At 43.5% G+C, this 11154-nt stretch carries 8 protein-coding genes; 7 read left to right on the top strand and 1 reads right to left on the bottom strand.

All coding sequences use genetic code 11. The annotated features are described in order from the left end of the window. Positions 1-1254 (top strand): S-layer homology domain-containing protein (locus tag PCH02S_RS26095; protein WP_164819744.1); only part of this gene is annotated, 1254 nt, incomplete at its 5' end. A 66-nt stretch (positions 1255-1320) separates the two neighbouring features. Here PCH02S_RS26095 and PCH02S_RS26090 read toward each other — a convergent pair. After that, positions 1321-2157: an AraC family transcriptional regulator gene (locus PCH02S_RS26090; protein ID WP_164819743.1), complete on the bottom strand. Its 837-nt coding sequence runs from the start codon at positions 2155-2157 to the stop codon at positions 1321-1323. Between the two features lie 172 nt (positions 2158-2329). On the opposite strand from PCH02S_RS26090, the gene PCH02S_RS26085 reads away from it, so the two are divergent. The 6 genes from PCH02S_RS26085 to PCH02S_RS26060 all read left to right on the top strand — a co-directional run bounded on the left by PCH02S_RS26085 (position 2330) and on the right by PCH02S_RS26060 (position 11151). Next, positions 2330-3490, top strand: a complete 1161-nt coding sequence (locus PCH02S_RS26085) for a glycoside hydrolase family 88 protein (protein WP_127457036.1) — start codon at positions 2330-2332, stop codon at positions 3488-3490. A 20-nt stretch (positions 3491-3510) separates the two neighbouring features. Beyond that, entirely contained in the window at positions 3511-6144 is a 2634-nt protein-coding gene (locus PCH02S_RS26080) for a sensor histidine kinase (protein WP_127457035.1), read from the top strand. 17 nt (positions 6145-6161) lie between these two features. Then, the gene (locus tag PCH02S_RS26075; protein WP_127457034.1) at positions 6162-7679 is read left to right on the top strand and encodes a response regulator; all 1518 of its coding nucleotides are present in this window, start codon (positions 6162-6164) and stop codon (positions 7677-7679) included. Between the two features lie 112 nt (positions 7680-7791). Next, a complete protein-coding gene (locus PCH02S_RS26070) occupies positions 7792-8709 on the top strand; it encodes an ABC transporter permease (protein ID WP_246069258.1) in 918 nt (305 codons plus the stop codon). Continuing rightward, positions 8709-9587, top strand: coding sequence for a carbohydrate ABC transporter permease (locus tag PCH02S_RS26065; protein WP_127457033.1), 879 nt, complete (start codon positions 8709-8711; stop codon positions 9585-9587). Before PCH02S_RS26070 ends, PCH02S_RS26065 begins: the two co-directional genes overlap by 1 nt. Before the next feature lie 37 nt (positions 9588-9624). Next, positions 9625-11151 carry an extracellular solute-binding protein gene (locus PCH02S_RS26060; RefSeq protein ID WP_127457032.1) on the top strand — a complete coding sequence of 509 codons (1527 nt, stop codon included), beginning with the start codon at positions 9625-9627 and terminating at the stop codon, positions 11149-11151. Positions 11152-11154 lie beyond the last annotated feature (3 nt).

Here is an 11154-nt window from a genome sequence, read left to right as displayed (position 1 = left end):
GGCAATAGCAATAGCAATAGCAATAGCAATAGCAATAGCAATAGCAATAGCAATAGCAACACCAACACCAACACCAACACCAACACAGCGCTGGTGGCAAAAGCCAATGCGCTTGTGGTAGAAGCAACAACTGACGCTAATGGGAAGGCAATTGTCCAACTTAATGCCGATACGCTTGTTGAAGCTTTGAAGAAGGCGGTAGATCCTACGCTGATCATCGAGGTAAAGTCAGCTGAATCAGCGCATGCGGTAACGGTCAGCCTTCCGGCACAGCAGCTTCTGGCATTCAGTTCCAGCGCTGTGAAGCAGATTGAAGTGAAGATGGGAGCAGCAACCATCTCGTTTGCAACCGATTTGTTGATCAATCATATTGGCGCGTCGGCTTCGCACGTTGATCTCTCCGTTTCTGAGGTCAATCCATCTGAAATGACGGAGGAAACGAAGAAGACAATTGGTGACAACCCGGTTTATGATTTTAGCTTGTATGTCGATGGGGAGAAGATCGGTCTCTTCAGCGGGGAACGTCCGATCAAGGTTTCCTTGCCATACCAATTGCAGCCAGGGCAAGATGCGGAGAAGGTCATCATTTATTACATGAACGATTCAGGAACGCTGCAAACGATTAAGAACAGCAAATATAATCCGACGAACGGCACGGTTGACTTTTATCCGAAGCATTTCAGCAAATACGCGGCTGCCCTAGGAAACGCCACATTCCAAGACCTCTCAGACGTCGCTTGGGCGAAGCCTGGCATTGAGGGATTGGCTGTCCGAGAAGTGGTGAACGGGGTCGGGGAAGGACGATTTAGCCCCAACGGCCAAGTGACGCGCGCACAGTTTATTCAAATGCTGACAGGAGCTTTGGATGTCGAGGATGACAAAGCCGTTGCGATTTTCACCGATGTCAGCGCAGGCGCATGGTATTACAAGGCTATCGCTACGGCGCAATCCCTCGGTATCGTTAACGGCAGGGAAGACGGCAGCTTTGGCATCGATGCTCCTGTCAGCAGACAAGAGATGGCTGCCATGATGCATCGGGCCGTGAAAGCCAGATTAATCGTCTTGCCGAGCAAAGAAGCCGTTGCCGCATTTAAAGATCAAGAAGCAATCGCTTCTTATGCGGCCGAAGCCGTTCCCATGATGCAGCAAACTGGCATGATCAACGGTTTCAACGACGGCACATTTGCACCGGAAGCCTATGCGACCAGAGCGCAAGCTGCGGTTATGATTTACAGGCTGTTTAAACAAATATAGGCGTTAACCCGACTATCAAAAAAGACGATTTCATATTCGAAAAGGAATAGAAGTCGTCTTTTTTGCTCATTGTTTCCCATAGTGACCAGGGGAGATGCCGGTAATATTTTTAAACGTACGAATAAAATTGGCATAGTCATTAAAGCCAGACAAATGGCACGCTTCGGAGACAGAATGCCCCGTGGATAACAGTTGTTTGGCCTGAGCCACCCGTTTTAACAAAATATAACGATAAATCGTCCCGCCGGTTTGAAGCTTGAAGGTGCGGCTGAGATGAAACTTGTCCACAGATAACGCTTTGGCGATTTGATCCAAGGTGAGTTCATGAAGTAAATGATCGTCGATATAATGCATGACCGATTGAATCAACGTCGAGGTGATGCCAGGTTCAGCAAAGTTCGTTTTTCGGAAAGCATCGTTCGTAAAAACGAGGAGTTGTGTCAGGTAAGCAAAGGAAAGCACGTCGCTGCCATATGCCTTTTGATGGAGCACATCGGATAAATGCGATGCAATGGAAAGGTACGCTTCGATCTGCGTTTCGTTTAGCTGGATGATATTGTTGAGGCCAGGTTGGCGATTCTGGAAGCATGAAAGCAAGTTCGTTTCGGATGAGCAAAAGGGAAGGACGGTTCGCGGTTTAAAATGAACTGTCATGCGCTCGTACGGTTTTGATGTGAGATTATGAACTTTATGAAGCTCATGATTATTAATGACAATGAGGTTGCCTCTTTGCAGCGGATAACAGAACTGATCAATAAACAAATTGATTTCACCGTTCAAAAACAGAAAAATTTCGTAACTGTCATGAAAATGAAAGTCTTTCGTGGGGACGTAGGTAGAATACGAGTAATGCGCCAATAAATCGGCTTCTAAATACTGGTAATATTTTGAATTCGTCGTCATAAGTGTTTCCCTTCCAGTTACACAGTTGCCATACATTTAATATAAGTTAATCTTTCAATAATCGCAATAAATCACCCAATAATCGCAAACAAATTGCATTGATTCCAAAGTAAACTGGTTATAGCATAAGCTGAATAACCAATAAAGTACTCCAAGAAAGTAGGGAAATAGGATGCTGCAGACAAGCGATCAGATTTGGTTGGAACAAGTCATTAGTAAAATGACAACAAAGATGGACTGGGTTAGTGAAAAATCAAAAAATAAGATTCCCTATACCACGGTGAACGGCACGCATGACAATCGTATCGTGGACAATCCTTTAGGTAGCGTTTCGAATGGGATTAACTGGTGGACGAATGGATTTTGGGGTGGTATGATGTGGCTCATGTATCACCAAACCGGCGATGAGGCCTACAAAAAAATTGCCAATATCTCGGAAGATGCGCTGGACGAGTGTTTCCGCCAATATTATGGGCTGCATCATGATGTAGGATTTATGTGGCTGCCTACCAGCGTAGCGAATTATAAGGTAACGGGGAATCAGGAATCTCGCAAGAGAGCAATGCATGCTGCCAATCTGCTTGCTGGTCGCTTTAATTTGGCGGGCGGTTTCATTCGGGCATGGAATGAATCTGAATCTGGCGGCAGAGATACCCGCGGCTGGGCAATTGTAGATTGTATGATGAATCTACCGCTTTTGTACTGGGCCACGGAAGAAACCGGCGATCCGCGATTCAAACAAATAGCCATGAAGCACGCCGATACCTGTATGAACGCATTTATCAGGCCTGACGGTTCCGTTAACCATATCGTTGAGTTTGACCCTTTTCATGGGGGAGTTGTGAAAACTTACGGCGGACAAGGCTACGAAGAAGGTTCCTCTTGGACGCGGGGGCAGACGTGGGCGTTATATGGCTTCATCATGAGCTACATGCATACGCAGAAGGAAGAATATTTGCATGCGGCTAAACGCGTCGCACATTATTTTATGGCTAACATTCCGGAGAACGGCATCATTCCGATCGATTTCAGACAGCCGAAAGAACCTGAGTATGAAGATTCCACGGCAGCAGCCATTGCCGCATGCGGTTTGATTGAACTTGCCAAGATCGTCGGCCAGCACGAAAAAGATTTTTATATGAACGCCGCATTGAAGCTGTTGAAAACGCTGGACCATTCGCGCTGCGACTGGACAACGGATTCCGATTGCATATTGACTCACGGCTCGGCTGCCTATCACCACCCTGAGCGTCATACGGCAATCATATACGGAGATTACTATTTCATGGAAGCTATTTTCAAATTAAAAGGAAATGACTTATTTTTGTGGTAGTCAGTTAAAGGAGGGACTTCATGTCATTCAGAAAGAAGTTAAATGCGCTGTTTTTAGGATTTATGCTTGCTTTCATGGCAATTTCCTCCTTTATTAGTTACCTGGTTTCCAAACATTTGATTATCAGCAACATGATGCTTTCGAACGAAAGCGAACTGTCTATTAATCTAGAAACGATGGAAAATGCCATTTATAAAAGCAAGGAAAAATTCCAATTATTTATGGATGACTTCCATTTTTATTATGATAACGCTATCACAGACGATAATGTGTTAATAAAAAAGGCCTTTGACTTCAATTCCGAGCTGCGGACGTTTCTGTATTCGAATAGAGAGTTCAAAGGCCTCTTTTTGTACCAGAATCAAGTATTGATAGGGACTTCCTTGGCGGATGAAGTGATTTCCTATACTGACAACATGGATGAAAAAGCGGCCTCTCAATCGATCAATGAATACATATGGACGCAATTGAAAGAAGATGGGAAATATGGACAAAGCGATTTTTATGAAGAAAACTTACTCATTGCACCGATACAAGATGGCGCCTATATCATTGCAATATTGGATTATCAGAAGCTGCTCGAGCAAAGCGATCTGAAATTAATCAAGATTAACGCGAAAAATCAAGTGATTTATGGGGAGCAAGCAAAGCTGGAAGGGCTTCCTGACAATCCCTTCATGGAGCTCCCGGATTCGGGGGCTATTCATACATCGCGGTATGGAAATCATATTGTCTCGATCATGAATAAACAGGGGGACAGGTACATTTTATGGAGGGAGATCAGTCAAGTTGACCGCAGCATCAATCAAATCATTTGGCGGCTGGTCGGTTACGGTTTGATGATTTTCATCCTATTTGCTGTCATTTCCCACATCAACTCGGGGGTAATTCTGAGACCTGTTTATGATTTCATAACGAAACTCAAGCAGGTCAAAGGATTTGAAGAGCGTGAATCGATTCACCGCTATATTACGACCTATAAAAAACATTCCAGTGCCTATACAAAGCTGTTTCTGTTTTTCTCGATGATTATGATTCCTACCCTTTGCACCATACTGATTTCCTATCATTATTTTGTGCAAATTATTGAAGCGAACACACGGCAGGATCACATGCAACTTTTCAAGCAAACCGCAAAAAACATCGAGAATAACCTGCAATCGTATCATTCCTATATGAGGTATTTAATTCTTAATGGAGAGTTACAGGAGCTAATGGTGAAAGTTAACGGAGAATCGTTGCCAAGGACTAAGGAATTTGCAGATATTTTAATCAGGAAAGGTGTCATTGATAAGAGCTTAAGTTACATTTCCATCTATGATGCCCATAACCGGCTTGTATTCTCGAATTCGAAAAATACACCGTCGGTTACTGCTGCGCAACCCTTATTCGTGATGAAAAAGGAAATAAAATACTTAGGCAGTAAGGTCGATAAGTCGAACCTGTTCAAGTATATGGGATATATTGAATTCGGAATTAACAGTGTGCTGGATAATCAGCAGCATGCAAGCGGTACATCGGCCGTCGTTCTCATGAACCGTAAAACTGGCAGCGAAAATCTCAAAATGATCAGTTCACCCATGGATCACCCCTATACGGAATATATTCGCAATCACGCCAAGGAAATGATAGGCGATCCAATCGATTATAAATATATAACGGTAAAAGGTGTACAAACGTTGTTCTCTACGATCCCTATTGTTGACAAGGAAGAATGGAACTTGGGTTTGTTTGTTCCGGTGTCCTGGGAAGAGCAGCATTATATTTTTATCCTGTTATACTCGTTTGAGATTGGCTGTGTGTTAGCCATCATAATTATCACCTCTATGTTAGCAGGAAAGCGAATGACTACGCCTATACGCAGGGCCATTCATCTGATGGAGACCTATCCGCAAGATCAATCCATTCGGCTGCGTGAAACAGAACATGATTTTGAATTCGCAGTTCTGGCGGTCACGTTCAACAAGATGTTAAGCAGGCTGGAAGGATTGTCGACGGAATTAGTCAGGAAAGAAAACGAAAACCTGGCCATGGAGAAAAGAATCAACAAGCTCTTGTTTAAAGCCTTGCAGTCGCAAATCAACCCGCACTTTCTTCAAAATATTTTCACATCCATCATGCTGCTGCTCAGAACAGGGAAGTCGGAGGAAGCGAGCAGCATGCTTGTTGCAACGGCCAAGTTTTTGAAATCCGGCTTATCCGGTTCGAGGGATTTGGTAACCCTGGAGGAGGAGCTCGAGCATGTCCATCATTATGTGCAAATCCAGAACATTCGGTTCGACCGGCAGCTGGTTTTTTATGCTGATGTGGATAAAGCTTACTATAAAGTCTTAATTCCAAAGTTTATTTTTCAGCCAATCGTCGAAAACGCTATTCATCATGCGATGGAAAAGAATCGATTATTAACGATTAGGATTTCCAGCGAAACGGAAAGTGGGGACTTGATGATCATGATCGAAGATGACGGCAAAGGAATGGATCCGGATCAGCTGGCAAACACCATTCAGATGATGCACAATAACAAACAATCCGTTCATTGCGGTTTATCCAATGTCCACGAAAGGTTGAACCTTGAATTTGGCGAGACCTACGGATTAGAAATCAAGAGCGTGTACGGGGCAGGCACACAAGTTAGAATGAAAATCATTTTGTAAATGGAGAGGCTGAAACGATGGACAAGTTTACACTGATGATCGTAGATGATGAGAAAATAATCAGAGATGGGTTGCAAAACTCCATAAATTGGGGGGATTTGGGCTTCGAGGTCGTAGCGGTTGCTTCGGATGGGGAAGAAGCCATGGAGCTTTTCCAAGCGCATAAGCCTCAAGCCGTTATTATGGATATCCATATGCCTGTCATGAGTGGACTGGACGTGCTGGAGAAGTTAAAGTGTGAGCATCCCGATACAGAGGTTATCCTTCTTAGCGGCTACGACGAATTCGCTTATGCCAAAAAAGGCATTCAGGAAGGCGCGTTCGACTATATCATTAAACTTTATATGTTTCCGGAGCTGGAGGAATCATTAAAGAAGCTGCATCAAGCTCTGTCCCTCAGATTGGAGGAGACCAGGAAATATAATCAGCTTCTGTTGCTTAAAAACGACTTTCTATTTCAGCAATTAATTAAGGGAATCACACCGATCGAGCTTAATCAAGCTGCGCAGCAATCTTATTATTGTGTAGCCAGTGTCTGGCTTCCTTCGCTTCCATCCGTGCTCCCGGATGTTATTAGCCGAATCTCGCTCCCGCTAAATCTTTTGATGAAACAGGCGAACGATTATATTCACTTGATTCTGTATAAGGACGAAGACGAAAAACAGTTGTTTCATCAGAAATTGGTTACATCGATCCGCATACTAGAGACACTATTGAATGATCATGCGGGTACCGCCTACAAAATTGGAATTAGCAGTTTCAAGCCTCACATATCGAAGATGCCTCAATTGTACAAAGAAGCGATGGCGACAATCGATTATCTGAGATACGGAGATCCGGAAAACTCGGAGCGCTCTCTATTGTTTTACGAAGATTGGCGTGGACAGGATATTAACCTCAATTTTAATAGGATTGCCGATATGCATTGGGTCAACTGGGTCTATTCCGGAGACGATGTCAATCTGATTAGCTGGATGAAGACGGTATTTGCCGAAGCCTGCGTAAATAAACAAATAACGCTATCGGATATGAAGTACTTATGTGTCCAAATCGCCGCACAATTTGAAAAAATGACGAAAGATCATGAGATGGCATTCCATTCTTTGCATGATTTTGATTCGCTCATGGAGCTGGAAGCTTACATGATCCTTTTTATAAAAGAGAGATGCGTTACGGCTAGTCATAGAATACAGCTGCAGAAGAGCGAAAGCATAGCGGCTGTAAAAGAATACGTGGATGAGATGTATACGACCAACTTGATTCTGGAGGACGTCGCCAAGCAGTTTTATTTCAGCACCGGCTACTTATCCTCGAAATTCAAGGAGTACACCGGCATGACATTCTCCAAATATATGATGATCAAACGGATCGAGACGGCATGTACATTGCTGGTTGGAACGGAAATGAAAGTTTATGAGATTGCCAATGAAGTAGGGTATTCGGATGAGAAGCATTTCAGCAAGCTGTTCACACAAATAAAAAATACGGGGCCAAGGGAATACCGCAAGCATAACAAACTTTATGGAGGGGAATAGGAGTGTAAAATAACCCACCTTTTATCCGGTTTTCACCTTCTGTTTTTCATTGGGATGTAAAAGTATACTTGGATCATGAAATGTATGCGGTTACAACCGAAGGGGAGATAAGATGAAGCTAAACAAAATGGATAAAATTCAGGTGCTGTATGCTAAGTATCAAATCTTTCTTTTCATTATTCCGGCTATCCTGTACTACCTTGTTTTCAGGTACAAACCTTTGTACTTTATCCAAATTGCATTCAGGGACTATCGAATTACACGTCCTTTGGAGCAAAGTCCATGGGTCGGATTTGACCATTTTATGACCTTATTCCATTCGACCGATTTTCAACAAGCGCTGGCCAACACCTTGATTATCAGTTTCTATAAAATCTTGTTTGGTTTTCCGGCGCCAATCATTTTAGCGTTGATGTTGAACGGATTGAGAAACGCAATTTTCAAAAGAGTCAGCCAGTCTATCTTGTACCTTCCCCATTTTATTTCCTGGTCGGTCCTAGGAGGAATCATATACAGTTTATTATCTGTCCATGATGGGCTGGTCAATGAGATAGTGAAAGGGTTCGGCCACGAGGCGATCTACTTTATGGGAAGCAAGGAATATTTTCGCGGGATTCTGGTTGCGTCGGAAGTATGGAAGACGATGGGCTGGGGAACGATCTTGTATTTGGCTGCTTTGACCCGCATCGATATGTCTCTGTACGAAGCAGCCCGTGTTGATGGTGCCTCTCGTTCACAGCAGTTGTGGCATATTACGCTGCCAGGCATTTCAACAACGATCGTGGTGCTGTTCATCATTCAAATCGGACATTTACTTGATGTAGGTTTTGAGCAGATTCTAGTGATGAGTAATCCCATGGTCACAAGCGTGGCAGATATTATCGATACCTACGTATTTCGGGTAGGGCTTCAAGAAGGCAAACACAGTTTAGCCACTGCGGCCGGGCTTTTCAAAACATTGGTGGCAGCTATTCTCGTTTATTCAGCGGATCGGTTAGCCAAAGTTATTGGGCAGAGGGGGATTATCTAATGGCTAATACAAGTTTGGTTCGCAAACGTTCAACAGGAGATATATGGAACATCATGATCATGGTATTGTTGTGCGCCATCATGCTCTATCCGTTCTGGCAGACGGTAGTCGCTTCTTTCATGTCGGAATCCGAATATTTAACTTCGCGCTTCAAAATGATCGTGACTATGCCCACTTTAGCTTCGTATAAACAAGTTTTTCAAGACGGTACAATTTTCATCCATCTCAGGGTTACGTTCTTGATCACGGTCATAGGTACGGCCGTCGCATTATTTATGACCGCTTACTCGGCTTACGGATTATCCAAGCCTTTCAAAGGCTCCAAAGTAGTTATGTTTCTAATCGTCATGACGATGTTCATGAGTGCCGGCTTAATTCCTGATTATATGAACTACAAGGAGCTCGGGCTGATCAATCATTTTGCCGTATATATACTCCCATACATGATCAATACTTTCTATTTAATTATTATGAGATCAACTTTTATGGAGTTCCCGAAAGAGTTGGAGGAGGCAGCCCGTATCGACGGCTGCAATGATTTCCGCATCTTCTTTACGATTGTATTACCGTTGTCCAAGCCGATATTGGCGGCAATCGGATTGTTTTTCATGGTATCCTTCTGGAACACCTATATGCAATCGGTCTTTTTTATTACCGACAAGGAGTTAAAAACGGTTCAGGAATATTTGCAAAAAATGATTACCAGTACACAGGATTTGGAATCTATTATGCTGGTTGAATCTGGAGAAGAAGGCTTTAGTGCAGAGACGATACGTTTTGCGAATATCGTTATGGTTTTGTTGCCGATTATCACGGTCTATCCTTTTTTACAAAAATTTTTCGTGAATGGCATCATGATGGGTTCTTTGAAAGGTTAATCCTCCAAAACTTAGAGACAAGAAAGGGTGTTTACGTATGATAGCAAGAAAAATAACCGCTTTAACGCTAATCCCCGTACTGGCAATTTCTCTGTTCGGGTGTTCAAATAACTCCGCGAGCAGCTTGGATTCTGCAGGTACCAAAAACCCGGATTCCGCTGCAGGAACCGGTAAAATAAGTTTAGCGAAGAAGTATGACATCAAGTGGTTCCAATGGGGACCACGCGATATTCAACCCGATGACGCCATTATCAAATATTTGAACGAAAAATTTAATGTAAATATTAAAGTGGAACGAATCTTGGCCAAAGAGTACCAGAAAAACCTGGAGCTAAAAATTGCGGCAGGTGATATGCCGGATGTGTTTCGATATTCGCTTAGCTCTGGAGCGCACATTTACAGCCAGTTGAAGGAAGACGGATTCTTGATGAATTTCACAGAATACGCCGATAAGTATGACTTAAAAGGATTGAAGTCCTATATAGACCGACCCGGGACGGAGGAATTCCGTGAGGAGAACGGGGTCTTTCAACTACCGTCTCGCAAAGCGTCAGTCGTTCCCAATGTCATGGTGATTCGTCAGGATTGGTTGGATCAACTTGGATTGAAGAAGCCGACGACAATGGATGAATTTAAAGCGGTGCTGAAAGCTTTCAAAGACAATAAAATGGGTGGCGCGAATACCGTGCCCGTAACGTTTGCACTCGGATATGGGGCATTTCTGGGCCTATCTACCGGCTTTACCGGAGCTAACAACTGGGGAAAAGTAGACGGCAAATGGTCCTATGAAACCGTAATGCCGCAGTATAAATCCTTCCTGCAATTTGCTCGTGAATTGTATGGGGAGGGTTTAATCGATCGGGAAGTATTTACCTCGAATGAGGCTCAAGCCAAGTCTAAATTTATTACCGGAAGTGCCGGGGTCATCGTCGCTCCTACGGAAAGATACGTGGCCATCGAAAAGGATTTGGCAGAATCCAATAAAAATGCCAAACTATCGCTGCTCATTCCAATGCCTAAAGGGCCGGCAGGAGATACGGGGAGAGTAGACGCGAGCAATACGGAACCTATTGTTGTCATTAAAAAAGACAGAGATGAAGATTTTCTGGCAAGAGTTGCCGCTATCATTGACTATACCCATTCTGAAGAAGGGATAAAGATACTCAACTACGGAATAGAAGGGGTCCATTATAAGATGGAAAACGGCAAGATGGTTAGAACGGCTCTTTACGAACGGGATATCATTCCGTCATTGGGGCACTTAACAGCCATGACCTCAGATTATTCGTTAGCAGCACAAGACGTGGAAGGCGCATTGAAGGAAAACGTGGAATACTCCTTGAAATCCGGTATTGCACCGCCGTTTACTGCATTGACTTACGGAACCTCGAAAGATTTGGTGCCGTCCATTGATAAAAAATACAATGAATGGATCATCAATTTTGTGACGGGAGCCAAGGATATTAACGCAAACTGGGATCAATATGTGAAAGAGATGAACGATGCCGGGTTAAGCAAACTGACTGCAGCCGTCGAACAAAATACGAAGAAATGGGGGAAATAGATC

The sequence above is a fragment of the Paenibacillus chondroitinus NBRC 15376 genome, from assembly GCF_004000765.1.
In the GTDB taxonomy this organism is placed as follows: domain Bacteria; phylum Bacillota; class Bacilli; order Paenibacillales; family NBRC-103111; genus Paenibacillus_E; species Paenibacillus_E chondroitinus.
The sequence above is the reverse complement of the archived record's forward strand: the minus strand, read 5'-3'. Positions and strand labels throughout refer to the sequence as shown.

Excerpts from the sequence above, each read along its gene's own strand:
- PCH02S_RS26070 (WP_246069258.1), top strand. The coding sequence starts at position 7,792 with ATGAAGCTAAACAAAATGGATAAAATTCAGGTGCTGTATGCTAAGTAT.
- PCH02S_RS26080 (WP_127457035.1), top strand. The coding sequence starts at position 3,511 with ATGTCATTCAGAAAGAAGTTAAATGCGCTGTTTTTAGGATTTATGCTT.
- PCH02S_RS26085 (WP_127457036.1), top strand. The coding sequence starts at position 2,330 with ATGCTGCAGACAAGCGATCAGATTTGGTTGGAACAAGTCATTAGTAAA.
- PCH02S_RS26075 (WP_127457034.1), top strand. The coding sequence starts at position 6,162 with ATGGACAAGTTTACACTGATGATCGTAGATGATGAGAAAATAATCAGA.
- PCH02S_RS26060 (WP_127457032.1), top strand. The coding sequence starts at position 9,625 with ATGATAGCAAGAAAAATAACCGCTTTAACGCTAATCCCCGTACTGGCA.
- PCH02S_RS26090 (WP_164819743.1), bottom strand. The coding sequence starts at position 2,157 with ATGACGACGAATTCAAAATATTACCAGTATTTAGAAGCCGATTTATTG.
- PCH02S_RS26065 (WP_127457033.1), top strand. The coding sequence starts at position 8,709 with ATGGCTAATACAAGTTTGGTTCGCAAACGTTCAACAGGAGATATATGG.